The 15,247-nt window shown below is 59.9% G+C and carries 12 protein-coding genes; 10 read left to right on the forward strand and 2 right to left on the reverse strand.

The window, feature by feature from the left end; genetic code table 11:
• Nucleotides 1-88: 88 nt before the first annotated feature.
• From O2N64_RS09080 to O2N64_RS09115, 8 genes are all read left to right on the forward strand, one after another.
• Nucleotides 89-1,189, forward strand: coding sequence for an alginate lyase family protein (locus O2N64_RS09080; protein ID WP_271077289.1), 1,101 nt, complete (start codon nucleotides 89-91; stop codon nucleotides 1,187-1,189).
• A gap of 102 nt (nucleotides 1,190-1,291) precedes the next feature.
• The gene (locus tag O2N64_RS09085) at nucleotides 1,292-2,512 is read left to right on the forward strand and encodes a saccharopine dehydrogenase family protein (RefSeq protein WP_271077290.1); all 1,221 of its coding nucleotides are present in this window, start codon (nucleotides 1,292-1,294) and stop codon (nucleotides 2,510-2,512) included.
• 43 nt (nucleotides 2,513-2,555) lie between these two features.
• Nucleotides 2,556-4,967 (forward strand): chemotaxis protein CheA, encoded by a 2,412-nt coding sequence (locus O2N64_RS09090; RefSeq protein WP_271077291.1) that lies wholly within the window; start codon nucleotides 2,556-2,558, stop codon nucleotides 4,965-4,967.
• Nucleotides 4,964-5,404: a chemotaxis protein CheW gene (locus O2N64_RS09095; RefSeq protein ID WP_271077292.1), complete on the forward strand. Its 441-nt coding sequence runs from the start codon at nucleotides 4,964-4,966 to the stop codon at nucleotides 5,402-5,404. The genes O2N64_RS09090 and O2N64_RS09095 overlap by 4 nt, the downstream gene beginning before the upstream one ends.
• A gap of 50 nt (nucleotides 5,405-5,454) precedes the next feature.
• Entirely contained in the window at nucleotides 5,455-5,823 is a 369-nt protein-coding gene (locus O2N64_RS09100; protein WP_271077293.1) for a response regulator, read from the forward strand.
• Between the two features lie 10 nt (nucleotides 5,824-5,833).
• Nucleotides 5,834-6,946: a chemotaxis-specific protein-glutamate methyltransferase CheB gene (gene cheB, locus O2N64_RS09105; RefSeq protein WP_271077294.1), complete on the forward strand. Its 1,113-nt coding sequence runs from the start codon at nucleotides 5,834-5,836 to the stop codon at nucleotides 6,944-6,946.
• Nucleotides 6,943-7,761 carry a CheR family methyltransferase gene (locus tag O2N64_RS09110; RefSeq protein ID WP_271077295.1) on the forward strand — a complete coding sequence of 273 codons (819 nt, stop codon included), beginning with the start codon at nucleotides 6,943-6,945 and terminating at the stop codon, nucleotides 7,759-7,761. The genes cheB and O2N64_RS09110 overlap by 4 nt, the downstream gene beginning before the upstream one ends.
• A gap of 186 nt (nucleotides 7,762-7,947) precedes the next feature.
• Nucleotides 7,948-9,408 (forward strand): putative bifunctional diguanylate cyclase/phosphodiesterase, encoded by a 1,461-nt coding sequence (locus tag O2N64_RS09115; protein ID WP_442866728.1) that lies wholly within the window; start codon nucleotides 7,948-7,950, stop codon nucleotides 9,406-9,408.
• A 167-nt stretch (nucleotides 9,409-9,575) separates the two neighbouring features.
• Here O2N64_RS09115 and O2N64_RS09120 read toward each other — a convergent pair whose 3' ends face one another.
• On the reverse strand, nucleotides 9,576-10,979 hold the full coding sequence (locus O2N64_RS09120) for a methyl-accepting chemotaxis protein (RefSeq protein WP_271077297.1): 1,404 nt from the start codon (nucleotides 10,977-10,979) through the stop codon (nucleotides 9,576-9,578).
• Between the two features lie 194 nt (nucleotides 10,980-11,173).
• On the opposite strand from O2N64_RS09120, the gene O2N64_RS09125 reads away from it, so the two are divergent.
• Nucleotides 11,174-11,998 (forward strand): S1/P1 nuclease, encoded by an 825-nt coding sequence (locus tag O2N64_RS09125; RefSeq protein ID WP_271077298.1) that lies wholly within the window; start codon nucleotides 11,174-11,176, stop codon nucleotides 11,996-11,998.
• 65 nt (nucleotides 11,999-12,063) lie between these two features.
• Complete coding sequence (locus O2N64_RS09130) at nucleotides 12,064-13,518, forward strand: AMP nucleosidase (RefSeq protein WP_271077299.1); 1,455 nt, start codon at nucleotides 12,064-12,066, stop codon at nucleotides 13,516-13,518.
• On the opposite strand, the gene O2N64_RS09135 is transcribed toward O2N64_RS09130, so the two are convergent.
• Complete coding sequence (locus tag O2N64_RS09135) at nucleotides 13,515-15,218, reverse strand: bifunctional metallophosphatase/5'-nucleotidase (protein WP_271077300.1); 1,704 nt, start codon at nucleotides 15,216-15,218, stop codon at nucleotides 13,515-13,517. The two genes, O2N64_RS09130 and O2N64_RS09135, sit on opposite strands and share 4 nt — an antisense overlap.
• Nucleotides 15,219-15,247 lie beyond the last annotated feature (29 nt).

Consider the following 15,247-nt stretch of genomic DNA (forward strand, 5'->3'; position numbering starts at 1 on the left):
ACTGATCGCAACTCCCGCCCTGGGCCAAGAAACAGCGCCCATAGTCCCGCCACTCACGCCTACGGATGGCACCGCCCAATGTCGGGGCGTGCAGGGGTATGCAGAGGACTTCGGCGGGGCACGGACGTTCCTTTGGCGACCCGTCTGGGTGCAATCTATCACTGCTGGAGATCATCGCGACGACATCATCGACGCGGGTGAGGCAGCGCTTGAACGCGGACCCTATTCCGTCACCGACAAGCCGCGCGTGCTGCCGGGCGCAACCGCAAATGACTACGCCTCCATCGGCCCCTACTGGTGGCCAGACCCATCGCAAAACGATGGCCTGCCGTACACGCGCCGCGATGGCGAAGTGAATCCGGAGCGTGACGGGCCGGAGTTTGACAAGGCTCGCCTGCGCGCACTGTCGGAGGATGTGCGTGAACTTTCACTGGCCTATCACGCAACGCAGGATGCGCGTTTCGCCGAACATGCAGCGATGCTCCTGCGCGCGTGGTTCATCACGCCCGAAACGCGGATGAATCCCAATTTCGATTATGCGCAGGGCATTCCGGGCCGGGTGGACGGCAGGGGCGAGGGCATTATCGAAGCATCTCACCTTTCGACCATTCTGGAGGCGGAAGGCCTGATCGCGCCATCAGGAGCCCTGAGCGGTGACGAACGCGCAGCAATGCGCAATTGGTATCGCGATTTCGTGATCTGGATGGCCACCAGCGAAAATGGCGAACATGAAATGACGAAGCGCAACAATCACGGCGTGTTCTTCGATTTCTACCTCGCGCATTTCGCGCTTTATGCTGGCGCTGCTGAGCCTGCGAGCAATGTGGTAGAGGCCTTTCCGGAATACCGCTTAGGCGTGCAGATGGACCGGCAAGGTCGCTTCATCGAGGAATTGTCCCGCACCCGCAGCTGGCACTATTCGCATTACGTGGTGGATGGCGCTGCACGGCTCGCCACGATTGCAGAATGCCTGTCGCTCGATCTGTGGAATGCGGAGCTTGAAGACGGGCGGAGCCTGCAAACTGCCTATACCTTCCTGCAGCGCTATGCCGCCACGCCGGGCAGCTGGCCGTTCCCGGATACCGATCTGGAGCGGGGACGGGTGGACCGAATGATCGATCGATCGCAGCGCATCTCGGCGCTCTACGCTCGCGATAGTGCACTGGCCGATCCGGAATATCTGCCCTGACGCCAGACTGTTCGGGTCTGCCACCCGTACTCCTTGTTTCAGGAACCCGATACTGCTCTGATGGCTTGATGCCGCGTGCAGGCAACGATCTCCGAGGAACTTATGGCCGACAAAACTTACGACATCATCATTTATGGAGCGACCAGCTTCGTCGGCCAGATCGTCACTCGCTATATGCATGAGCAGTTCGCGGGCAGCGATATGCGTTGGGCCATCGCCGGCCGGTCGCCGGACAAATTGCAACAGGTCAGGGATGAAATCGGCTTGCAGGGCGTCGCCATGATCACCGCCGACGCGAAGGACAAGCCCGCGCTGGAGACCATGTGCGCGCAGGGCAATACGATCATCTCAACGGTGGGGCCTTACGCGCTCTACGGAGATTTGTTGGTGGAGGTCTGCGCCGAAAGCGGCACGCACTATTGCGACCTGACCGGCGAACCGCACTGGATTCGCAAAATGCAGGATCGCTATGAGGCGACCGCCAAGCAAAGCGGTGCGCGCATCGTGCATTGCTGCGGCTTTGACTCGATCCCGTCGGACATGGGCGTCCTGTTCCTACAGAACCATGCGCTCAAAACCCATGGCGAGGCATGCGAGAGGATCAACATGCGCGTGGCCAAGGCGAAGGGCGGCGCGTCGGGTGGGACCATCGCCAGTATGACCAACATGGTCAAGGAAGCTTCCAGCAATCCCGAACTGCGGCGACAATTGAAAAATCCCTACAGCCTTTGTCCGCCAGATCATGACTTTACAGTCCGCCAGCCGAACGTCGGCATGGAATATGACGAGCGCTTCGGCAGCTGGATTGCGCCTTTCATCATGGCGGCCATCAATACGCGCGTGGTTCATCGTTCCAACGCGCTCAGCGGCAATGCCTATGGCACGCAGTTTCGCTATGAAGAAGCGATGGCGACCGGGAAGGGCAGCAAAGGAAAGCGGCGCGCGCGGCTGACCAAATGGGGGCTGGGAGCGCTGACTGCTGGCCTTGCCATACCGCCCGTCCGCTGGGTGATGGAATCCTTCATCCTTCCCAAACCGGGGGAGGGGCCGAGCGAGAAAGTACAGCGCGAAGGGCACTTCAATCTGGTCTTCCTCGGGACCACGCCATCTGGCGAAAAGCTGCGTTGTCGCGTCACCGGCGATCGCGATCCGGGCTACGGTTCGACAGCTAAAATGCTGTCGCAGGCCGCTGCGTGTCTCGCCAAAGATGTGCCTGATGATGCGGCTGGCGGCTTCTGGACCCCGGCAACGCTGCTCGGCGACAAGCTCATCACGCGACTTCAGGACCATGCCGGGCTGACTTTCGAGATCGAACCGGAATAATTCCGAGGGTCTCAACTTAACCCATTATCAACCATGAGCGGGCATGCATCTGAGCCTATCTTACTGGCTGGGTGCAATGGACGATCTGCTTTCCGAATTTATTGCTGAAACGCACGACATGCTTGCCGCTGTGCAAGAGGCGCTTGTCGCGTGGGAAGCCGACCCGTCCGATCGCGAGAAGCTGGATGTGATTTTCCGCTTCGTTCACACGGTGAAGGGCAATTGCGGCTTCTTCGATCTTCCGCGACTTGCCCAATTGAGCCACGTTGCGGAGAGTACGCTCGCCGATTTGCGCTCGGGCAAGCGTTCGCCGGACAAACAATTGATCGATGCCATCCTGGCGGTGGTCGATCGTATCGACGATATGGTCAGCGCGCTCGGCCGCGGCGAAGAACTCCCCGAAGGTTCGGACGCCGATCTGATTGCCGCGATGGAGTCTGGCGATGCGGCGGAAAAGGGCGGGGCAGAAACGCCCGTTACGCCGGACGCACCGCCGAAGCCGGAAGCGCAGGATACGGCGGCCCCGTCGCTTCCCGCGGCTGCGCGTTCCATTCGCCTGCCTGTGACGCTGCTCGACCGCGTAATGTCGGAAATCTCCGATGCCGTGCTTATCCGCAATGAGCTGGCACGCCATGTGCGCGATCACGATCTCGACCCGGCCGTTGCCGCGACCTTCGATCGCCTCAGCAATACGATTAACGAGCTGCGCGAAGACATCTCGCAGATGCGCATGCACCGGCTGGAGCATCTTTACACAACCCTTCCACGCATGGTGCGCGACCTTGCCAACGAGCTGGGCAAGAAGGTCACGCTGGAAATGGAAGGCGGAGAGGTAGAACTCGATCGCGAAATCATCGAGCTGATCCGCGATCCCATCGTCCATATTCTGCGCAATGCCCTCGATCACGGGATCGAAGCGCCCGAGGCTCGCGTCGAATCGGGCAAGCCGGAAAGCGGCTTCATCACGATCGCAACGCGCCAGACGGGCAACCGCGTGCGCATCACCATCGACGATGATGGCAAGGGGATCGACGCTGATCGCCTGGTGGAACGCGCCCTGAGCGCGGGGATCATCGAGAAAAGCGATGTGTCTCGCATGAGCCAGGCAGACAAGCTTGGCCTGATTTTCGAACCCGGCATCTCAACTGCCGCGCAGGTCACCTCGGTCTCCGGCCGCGGTGTCGGCATGGATGTGGTACGCACCAATATCCATCAGTTGGGCGGCACGATCGATATTACCAGCGATCGCGGGGAGGGCGCATGCATCCATATCTCGCTGCCTGCGACGCTCAGCATCGTTCCATCGCTGACTGTGCGCGTTGGGGACCACCGCTTTGGCGTCCCGCGCTCCTACGCCGAGGAAATCGTCAGCGCACGCTCGGATGAGCTCACTTTCAGCAAGACCGGGGATTCGACGCTCGTTGAATTCCGCGGCAAGCGGCTGCGCTGCATTCGCCTTGCCGACGCGCTCGACATTCCGGGCAAACCGATCGAGCAAAGCGACCTCATGGTCGTCAAACTGACCGGCGGAGACCTTTGCGCCGTCGCGGTCGACAAGGTGCTGGATCACGAAGATCTGGCAGTAAAGCCGCTCGCCGAAGCGATCATGGCGTCCAACCTCTACACCGGCGCATCGCTGCTCGACGATGGCAGCCTGGTACTGATGCTGCATGTGACGGGCATTGCATTGCAGCAGGGTCTGATTAGCGAAACGGTCCGCCGCAAACGCGTTTATGCCGTGCAGGATGATCAGGATGCCGCTGCGAAGGTCGCAATTCCGGCTGTCCTGCTGGCCACCGCAAAAGGAGAGCGCCGCCTTGTTCGGATGGATTCGGTGACGCACCTTGCGAAGGTGGAAAGCAACGCCGTGCGTCTTGGCAGTGGCGCTGCGCAGGTGGTGCTCGACGGGAAGATCCTGCCTTTGGCCGGGGCCGACATCGATGCGATTAATGGCGAGAAAGCAACAATCCTGATGCTCGGCGATGGTGAAAGCGAAATCGCCTATCTGATCAGCCGCGTGATCGACACGGTGACAATAGGCGATGATCTGATGCCAGCGGATGAGCAGGGTGAAGTCGAAGGACTGGTGCTGCTCGATGGCCGCGCAACCGAAGTGCTGGATTGTCATTGGCTTTTTGCGCGATACGCGAGGGCAGGGGCAACGAAGACGGATCGCACCTGCGTGCTTGATCTGGGTGATCAGTGGACCCGGGCAATTCTTCGCCCGCTTGTCGAAGGTGCGGGATACCGCGTGCTGGATGCAGCTGACGGCCACGATCAGGCCGATGTCGCTATCGTGAGTGCCGGATCTCCTGCTCCTGAGGTGAAAGCGGCTCGCGTCATCACCCTGTCGGCAGAGGATACCGAGGGCGAGGCATCCGACGACACCGTCCATCGCTATGATCGTGAAGCGCTGCTCGAAGCGCTCGCCAACCGTACACAGGTGTCCGCATGAGCGAGCCCATTTTCATCGCCGAGCTGGCTGGGCGGCGCATCGCCTTTGCGGCGCGTCGTCTCGAATCCATCGTGGAAATCAGCAAGATCACACCGGTTCCGCGCTCACCCGACCATATCGAAGGGCTGACGACGCTGCGCAGCCAGACACTGACCGTGATCAATTGTCGCCGCGTCCTGGGCGTCGAGGATGCCGACGTGAGCGGTGACGAGCCGCGCCAGGCCGCTGTCGTGAAACACGGCATGCATCAATATGCATTGCTGCTTGATGATGTCGAAGACGTTGTCGAATGGGATGGCGAGACCAAGGACGTTCTTGGCGGCGTTGGTGCCGCCTGGGAGCGTGTCGCGAATGGCGTGGTCGAAACCGAAGGTGGGCCGGCGCTGCTGCTCGATGTCGAACCCTTTATCGAAGTCGGGCTTCAGCCCGTCCAGTAACGAATTGCAAGGTATTGCCGTTATAGCGGCAGCACAATTTCGGAGTATTCATGTCCAAGACCTGCCTAATCGTCGATGATTCGAAAGTGATCCGCAAGGTGTCGCGGCACATCCTGGAATCGCTTGGCTTTGAAGTCTCCGATGCCGAACACGGCGAGGCGGGCCTCGACAGGCTGGACGAGCAGATGACGGACCTCATCCTGCTCGACTGGAACATGCCGGTCATGAACGGGATCGAATTCCTGCGGGCTTTGCGCTCGCGTCCTGATGGCAATGCGCCGAAAGTGGTGTTCTGCACCACGGAAAACGACGTCGATCACATTCGCGAGGCGATGGAGGCAGGCGCCAGCGAATATGTGATGAAGCCGTTTGATCATGAAACGCTGGAGCTGAAGCTGCAGCTCATCGGATTCGAGTGAGGCGCGGATCATGACATTCGAAAATACACGCGACAGTTTTGACACCCAGTCACGAGATGCATCGGGCAAGGTCGTGCGGGTGATGGTCGTCGACGACTCACTCACTGCACGTACCGTGCTTGGCAAAGTCGTCGATCGTACGGATGATCTTTCACTCGTCGGAACGGCGAGTTCGGCAGAACAGGCGATCGGGCTGCTCGATACAGTCGTCGTCGATGTGATCCTGCTCGATCTGGAAATGCCCGGAATGGGCGGGCTTGCCGGTCTACCGCATATTCTTGAGAAGTCCGGCGGTGCGAAGGTTCTGGTCGTCTCTTCTTTGACGGCGGAGGGCGCGCAGGAAACGATTTCGGCACTCTCCATGGGCGCGTCTGACGTTGTCCAGAAGCCGGAGCCGGGTCAGTTCAATGCCGAATACCGCGCGGACCTTGCGAAACGCATCCGCGCTCTCGCCGGAGCGCCTGTGTCAGCGAGCTTTGAACAGGCAGCCGATGAAAGCGCGCGCAAGGTCGATGAGCCTGAACTGCGCAAGGCGCCGAACAAGTCAGTCGATTGTATCGCCATTGGCGGATCGACGGGCGGTATTCATTCGCTCGTCCAATTCCTTGGCAAGCTGCCTAAATCGATCGTCACGCCGATTGTTGTAACCCAGCACCTGCCCAATGCCTTCATTCCCATTTTCGCGAGCCAGGTGGAAACCGCGAGCAATCGCCCCACTCGGATCGCCGAAGACGGCATGGAGCTGAAGCGCGGCGAGATTCTCGTCGCACCGGGCGATGGCCATGTCTCATTCGTGCGCGATGGAGCGCGCGCAGTCGTCAAGATCACGCATGAGGCGGTGGCGAGCGGCTGCTGCCCGTCGGTCGACCCGATGCTGGCGACCCTTGGCGAAGTGCTCGAAGGTCGCGTCATCGGCGTTGTCCTGTCAGGCATGGGCCGCGACGGACAGAATGGTGCGAAAACTCTGGTCGAAAACGGCGGCATTATGGTCGCTGAATGCGAAGAGACGAGCGCCGTATGGGGCATGCCGCGCGGTATCGCCGAGGCCGGCCTTGCTTCCGAAATCGCGGCACCTGTCGATCTCGCCCACTGGATTACGCGGCGCACTGCGGTAGCCGTATGAGTATGATGTCAGGCTCGGAGAGGATTATCTCCAATCTGCTGGCCACCCGAACAGGGCAGGAATTGAGTGAAACCCGAAGCTGGCGCATTGGCAGTGCCTTGTCGGGGATTTTCCGCGAAAAGGGCATTTCCAACATCGACCAGCTGGTCTGCATGCTGGACGAGCCCGATCAAGCGATGCTGTCGCAGCAAGTCGTCGAGGCGCTGCTCAACAACGAAACCTATTTCTTCCGCGACCGTGCGATGTTCGCCCATTGCGCAGACCATATCCTGCCGGAAATTGCCGAGCGCAATGCCGCATCGCGCAAGCTCTCTATCCTGTGTGCGGGGTGCTCGACCGGACAGGAAGCACATTCGCTGGCGATGACATTCCTGGATCAAAGCGCTCGCTGGCAGGGATGGGATATAGAGCTCGTCGGCCTCGATGTGTCGCACAGCGCGATCGCTGCTGCGCGCGCGGCCGTCTATTCCCAATTCGAAGTCCAGCGCGGCCTTTCGGTTGCGCAAATGCTCACCCATTTCCGCGAAACGCCGCTCGGCTGGGAGGCAAGTTCTGAGCTTCAGCGCATGACGCAGTTTCGCGTACACAATCTCCTGATGCCGATCCCGGGCGAACCAAAATTCGATCTGATCCTGTGCCGCAATGTACTGCTGTATTTCGATCAGGATACGCGCAAGCGGGCGCTGTCGCGTTTGCTGAAAAGCCTCAATCCGAAAGGTTGGCTGATGCTCGGCGCCGGGGAGACGATTTCCGATCGGAGCTTGCCGCTTGAACAGAGCGATGCTGCGGTCAATCTGTACCGCCGCGCGGAGTGACGCGTGTCATATTTCGGACTCAAACACTGCAACGCCTAAGCCAATAACGCGCTGAATAATGGTGATTTTGGCTTAACCAGCAATTAGTTACTTCGTTTTACATTCTCCCTGAGAAGGGATGTTTTGATGCAGCAAGAACTCGGTATATCCAAATGGGGCGCGCAAGGATTTGTTTTCGCTCCAATTGTGATCTTGAGTCTCATTTTCGCAGTGGTTGCTGTCTTGCTCGCTGCTTCAGGCGCGTTCCAGCCATCCCTTTCGTCTCCAGTCGTCATTGGCGGCGTCGCTGTCTACGCGATTGCCGTTGCCGTGCTGGCGCAGATTGGTCTGGTCTATGCGCGCCGGCTCGAACGCTGGAGCATGACCGATAGCCTCAGCACTTTGCCAAATCGCCGCGCCCTGCATGCCTATGTCAAAAATCATCCCGCGCTGCTGGAAGAAATGGCGGTGGCAATTATCGATCTCGATGGGTTCAAGTCGGTCAACGATCACTACGGCCACGCCATCGGCGACCAGCTTATCAAGGAATGCGCGATCATTCTGCGCGACTATTGCGGGGACAATGCGAAAGCGTTTCGCCTGGGCGGTGACGAATTTGCGATTTGCCTGATCGGCCCGCTTGCAGGCACGATCGTGGAAGGCATCGCTCGCTCTTTCATCGATCATTTCCGCCGTCCGATCACAATCGAGGGTCGTCGCATCGTGATCGGCGCAAGCGCGGGGATTACATCGAGCAAAGGCGCAGACCGCATCTCTTCTGGCGAGGCCATGCGCCGGTCCGATGTCGCGATGTATGCCTCCAAACGCAACGGCAAGATGCGCTCCACCTGGTATAAGAAGTCGCTCGATGCCAGTCGCGAAAGCATGCGTGAGCTTGATCTGGAAATGCGCGCCGCCTTGGCGAATGACGGTTTCAATCTGGTCTATCAACCGTTGGTGAACGCAAAGTCGGGCGAAATTGTCGCGGTAGAAACGCTGCTGCGCTGGGACTCGCGCGCCGGGGGACCTGTGGGGCCGCACATATTCGTGCCTGTTGCCGAGGAATCCGGCTTGATCAGTGAAATCGGACTTTGGGTGCTGCGGGGGGCCTGTCTGGACGCATTACCCTGGAACGACATTAAACTCTCGGTGAACATCTCCGCCGTGCAATTGCGCGATGTCGAATTTCCCATTCTCCTTGGTCAGATCCTCGAAGAGACAGGCTTCCCGGCGGAACGACTGGAGTTGGAGATCACGGAAACGTGCCTCGTCAACGACCCTGTTCTTGCCGAACGCAGTCTCGACTTGATCCGCGGTTTCGGCGTCAACGTGTCCCTCGATGATTTTGGCACCGGCTATGCTTCAATCGGCTTCCTGCGGCAGTTCCGCTTTGAAAAACTGAAGCTGGACCGCTCGCTGGTGGTCGATGCCGAAGGCGACGAGGGTTCGCGCGCCATGATGCTCTCCAGCATCACGATGGCGCAGGCGCTCAAGATGGATGTCACGGCTGAAGGCGTTGAGACCGAAGAGCAGGCGGCTCTGGTGCGAAGCGCGGGGTGCGATCAGATCCAAGGCTGGCTCTATTACAAGGCGCTGCCTGCGTCAGAGATCGCAGACAAGCTGACGAATGCCACCGATCTCCTGCCCAAGCAGGTCGTCAACGGCTGAAGCAATTCCTTGCTTCCCGCCGGACAATTGGGACGCACCAGAGCATCCGCCAACAGGCCGTAACAAGACTGGCCTCGTACCAAGGCGGAAACCATTCAACGAGACAAAGAAAAACGCGGAGAACGACGTTCCCCGCGTTTCGCAATTTTCAGGTCGGGCGCGAAAGCTCAGTCGAGATAGAAGATCTCGAAATTGCCCCAATATCTGCCGTTGATCCACATCGGCACGAAGATGTTCTTGCCGGCCCGGGCGCGATCACCCTCCGATCCCCCGAAGCGATAGCACGAAGCGGTGAAGGGCATGTCTTTCATGTCGACCGCGCGCTGGGTCGTCTCGTCCAGCACCTTGATCCGGTTGCGACAGTATTTCTCGTCATGCTCGATATTGCCCGTGGGCTTCAGCGAGCGGGTTGAGAGGTGCGTCGGCAGATAGCCATCCTGATTTGATGCGACGGAGGTGATCACTTCCTTGCGGAACGTCAGTTGCTTGTCGAGGATCGGCTGGATGAAACGATCGGCGAAATCGTTGAAGCGGTTGCTGTACTGGGTGGGATTGGTGCCCGGAATTTCGTGGTAATCCCTATCGAACACGTCCGCTTCGGCGATCGAACCATCTGCTAGCGCGCTCTCGACCAGGCTGACCACTTCGTCACGGCCCTTGATTGCCATTTCGACGAATTCGAGATCGGCTGCGGCGAAACCGCTGCGCACCAACTGGTCGAACATCTCCATCGACATGGTCTCAAGTTCGTTGATGCGTTGTTTTGCCGAGACCAGGTTTTTGTTGTTGGCGCGCGTTCCCGACGCGAAGAGCTCGAGTGCTTCCCGCACTTCCTCGACACGGGCGTTGATCGTGCTGGTGTTCTGCGCAATCCCCGAATTCTGCTCTTCGATCTGGGTGACGAATTCGGAAATTCCGTTCACCGTATCGTCGATCTGAGCGAATTTGGTCTGCGCGCTCTTGCCCTGTTCAACGCCCTTGCTGATTTTCTCGACGAGACCTTCAGCTTCTCCGCCGAGAGAATCCACCGTGCGGGCGATTTCGTCCGTTGCGCCGCGCGTGTCCTGCGCCAGCTTTTTCACTTCCTGCGCGACTACGGCAAAGGTTGCCCCGGCAGCACCGGCACGGTGCGCCTCGATCGCGGCGTTGAGCGCGAGCATATTGGTCGTCTCTGCGATCGTATCGATCTTCTCCGACACGCGGCGGACCTGGTCCATCGCGCCCGCAAAGCTCGTGATATGTTCGGCCAGAGCGACGATAAGATCTGTGAGATCCACAAATTCGCCGATGGAGTCCTTGATCACTGCCGTGCTCTGACGCAGATCGCGTTTTGCCCGATCGGACAGCAGGCGCGCCTCATCCGTAGCATCGGTGACGCGCCGCTGATCCTTTGCCAGCTCGGCCATAACCGATTGGAGCGTGCGGCGCCTGTCCTCCATATCGCCTGCGGTTTTCATGATTTCTTCGACCAGACCGCCAACGTCCACACAGCCGACGGTGACTTCACCGCAGGAGCGCGCGACAGCATCGATCAGGGACGGATCGGCGATTTCGATATTTTCATGTTTCACAGCGGTGGAATTCCTGAGGAAATTTATGCGTTTCACCAGCGTTACGGGCATATCCTTTGGGAAAAGTTAACCATAGGAATTGGGTCACAACAGCAGGCCAGCGAATGCATGCAGGAAATGCGCTTTGGTCCCCCTTGCTTTGCCATGCCTGCCTGTTTCATAGGGCCGCAATACAGCTTCATTAGGGACCCGATATGACCCGCAAATTTGCCATCGCACTCGCCGCATCCGCTTCCGTTCTGGCCACTCCCGCACAAGCGTGGGGCCCGATTGGACACCGCGTCACGGCAGAGATCGCCGAAGACAATATCAGCGGCCATACGCAGGCACAGATTGCCCAGATCATCGGGACCGAAGGCTTGCCCGAAGCGAGCACCTGGCCAGATGAGCAGCGCTCCAATCCCTCGCCATTCTGGCAGGAGACCGCTTCTCCTTTCCATTACGTCACTCTGCCGGAAGGGCGCTCTGTGGAGGATTTGGAGCATCCGCCAGAAGGTGATGCGGCGACGGCTTTGGAGCGCTTTACTGCCGTGTTGCGCGATCCCGCTGCCTCGCAGGACGACAAGGCTCGCGCGCTGCGATTTATCGTCCACATCGTTTCCGACCTCCATCAGCCGCTTCATGCAGGAAACGGCACCGACCGCGGTGGAAATGATTTCATCGTCGACTGGTTTGACGAGCAGACCAATCTGCACTGGGTGTGGGATGAAGGCATGATCCTGCGCCAGCAATTGTCCTACAGCGAATATGCCGATCGCCTGGAGCGGCGGATCACGCCCAACCGTGTCATTGACTGGTGGGATGCCGATCCCGAAGTGTGGATCGCCGAAAGCGCCGCCATGCGTGATGAAATCTATCCCGGCGTGAGCGAAGAATACGGCATGGGCACGCCGGAATCGCCCGCCATCCTGCGGTATCGCTACAATTGGCAGTGGACGCCGAGCGTTGAAGAGCGCCTCGCGCAATCCGGCGTTCGCCTTGCCGCCTACCTCGACTGGGTTTTTGCAGAGCCCGCCTAAGGCTTCCCCATCACCTGCAATCGGGCTAAGGCAAAAGCCAGCAACCCCAGACAGACGGAGAATTTGTGGCGACTAAAGTCGAAGACATCGATGGCATCCTCGATCAGCTCGAGGAGGTCTACAACAATTCGCGAAGCAACCTTATCGATGCGCTCGCCACATATGCCGAAGACCGCACCCCGCCTGCAGGGCACGCCCGCGCCGAGGGGTATTTCGCCTATCCTGAGCTGACGTTGCACTATGCGGGAAAGGTGGAGCAACCATACCCCGCGCGCGCCTATGCGCGGCTGAACCAGTCGGGCACTTACAGCAATTCGATAGCCGATCCGGCGCTGTTCAGGCCTTACCTGAAAGAGCAGCTGACGCATCTCGTCAGCGATTACGATGTATCACTCGAAGTCGGGCGCTCCGATGACGAAATTCCGTACCAATACGTGCTCGATACGTCTTCGCCCGGACTGCAGGGCGCAAGTAGCGCGGAACTGACGCGGCATTTCCCGTCATCCGATCTGATCAAGATTGGCGATGAAGTGACCGACGGCACATGGGTAGGTGAGGAGGATGAAGCGCGGCCGCTGTCGCTCTTCGATGCCCTGCGTACCGATTTCAGCCTGGCACGTCTGCGCCATTATTCGGGCACGCCGGCAGAGCATTTCCAGCGCTATGTGCTCTTCACCAACTACATTCGTTACGTTGAGGAATTCATCGATTTCGCGCTGGCCGAGATCGCCAATCCGGACAGCCGCTATGAAAGCTTTTCCGCTCCGGGTGCGGTGATCGACAGCAGCAATCTGGAAGGCGCGCGCGAACGCATCGCCTCGGGCACGTGGCGGAAGCACCAGATGCCGGCCTATCACCTGGTCGGGAAAGACAATTCCGGAATCACGCTGGTCAATATTGGGGTCGGCCCGTCGAACGCGAAGACGATTTGCGATCACATCGCCGTTCTGCGCCCGGAAGTGTGGCTGATGATCGGGCACTGCGGTGGCCTGCGCCCGAGCCAGACCATTGGCGATTATGTGCTCGCCCACGCGTACCTGCGCGATGACAATGTGCTCGATTCAGCAATCCCGCCGGAAATCCCCATCCCGCCAATCGCCGAAGTGCAGACCGCAATGTTCAAGGCCGCGCGCAGCGTCACGGGCGATAGTGACGAGCAGCTCAAGGCCCGCTTGCGCACCGGAACAGTCGTCACCACGGACGATCGCAATTGGGAACTGCACTACACACGCTCGGCACTGCGCTTCAACCAGAGCAGGGCGGTCGCCATCGACATGGAGTCCGCGACAGTAGCAGCGCAGGGCTATCGCTTCCGCGTTCCCTATGGCACGCTGCTATGCGTGTCGGACAAGCCGCTGCATGGCGAGATCAAGCTGCCCGGCCAGGCAAACGCCTTTTACGAAAAATCGATCAGCCAGCATTTGCGCATCGGGATCGAAACGCTCTCCCTGCTCAGCAAGGAAGGCGACAGTTTCCACAGTCGCAAGCTGCGCAGTTTCGACGAGCCGCCCCTGCGTTAAGGGCTGCGCGGGGCGACGACGTTCCGCACTCTGCCGCAGACAGGCACGCTCACCTCACCGGTCGCCACATAGGCTTCGATCCCGTCGATATCGAAGCCGACATTGGCGATCTGCCGGGCGCTGGTGAACTGCGCGAACCCATCGCCGCCGCCAGCCAGGAAGCTGTTGGTGACGACGCGATAGGTGCGGGCGGCATCGAGCGGCTGTCCGTCGATGACGGGAGCCAGCACGCGCTCACCCAAGGCTAGGCTGCGATCGACCTGATAGGCTGATCCTGCCGAGGGAATGAGCGCCGATCCGCACAGAACGGAGCCGTCTTCCTCGCAGAATTGCTGTTCGAGAAGCCCGACGATCTCGGCGCCCGTCATTTCCAGCACGATCAGCGTATTGCCGAAGGGAGCCATCGCGGCGAGCTCTCCGAACGTGAGGACGCCATCCTCCGCGCCGGAAAGATCGCTACGCACGCCGCCCGAATTGACGAACGCCACGTCCGCAGGCTCGTCGAGTGCAGCATTGGCAGCGAAGAGATAGGCATCGGCGACGAAATCCTGCGCAGGCCGGTCAGCGCAATCCTCGCCGCGATCCAGTGGAGCAGCGACAGGGCCGACCGCACGCTCGGCCACAGGGCGAACAGCTTCGGCATATCGTCGTACGATGGCATCAGCCTCAGGATGCGGCGTGTCGGTATCCCGGACTGCGACCGCGCGGGCCTCCAGTGAAAGAACGGTATCGGCTGCAGGATCGATCACCATGTCGATTGCGGTCACGAAACCGCCGTAGCGCCCGGCCGACGTCAGCAGCACCGGCTCTCCGCTGTCGCGCGTGATGTTGCAGATATAGCTATTGTGCGAATGGCCGGAAACGACGAGCGAGATCGACGGATCGAGCGCTTCGACGATCGGCACGATCGGGCCGGAAAGATCCGGGCAGCCATCGAGCACGAAGCGCCCGTCCACATAACCGCCCTCATGGATCAGTAGCACCACGGTGTCGGCACCTTGATCGCGCAATTGCGCGGCAAGGCGGTTGGCAGTCTCCGCTTCGGGCAGGAAAGTGTAGCCGGCGGTCGCCTGGTCAGCGACGAGATTGGGCGTGTCTTGCAGCGTCAGGCCGATAAATCCAACGCGCGCATTGCCGTAATCGCGAAGCTCGGTTCCCGAGAACAACGTTGCGCCTGCATCGTCTACGACATTGCCGGCAAGATAGGCGAAGTCCGCCCCGACAAATGCTTCGACCGCACAGGGCTCGCGCAAGGTGTAGACCTCGCATCCGCCATTCTGGATACGGCGAAGCTCTTCGATCCCGCGATCGAATTCGTGATTGCCAACAGAGGCGATATCCAGCCCGACGACCGAGAGCGCGCGAATGGTCGGCTCATCAAGGAAGAGGGAGGAGATGAGCGGGCTTGCGCCGATCAGGTCGCCCGCTGCAACGGTGACGCTATGGCCTTCTCGTAGTGCGTCCAGCGTCGCGCCCAATTGCGCAGCGCCGCCGATACGACCGCGCTGCTCCTGCCCGTTCTCGATCCACGTGCCTTCGCGATCGGATTGCTCGAGATGGCCGTGGAAATCGTTCAGCGCGAGCACCTGCAGGCTGACCGTGTCTGCGGCAGGCGAAATGCTGGAAACCGACTGCGGCTGCGTGGCGCAACCGGCAAGCGCGGCGGAGGCAAGAAGGAGGGCGGTGAGCTTATTTGTCATGCGCCCGTCTTGACGCAGACGAATGACAA

Source organism: Aurantiacibacter sp. MUD61 (genome assembly GCF_027912455.1).
Taxonomy (GTDB): domain Bacteria; phylum Pseudomonadota; class Alphaproteobacteria; order Sphingomonadales; family Sphingomonadaceae; genus Alteraurantiacibacter.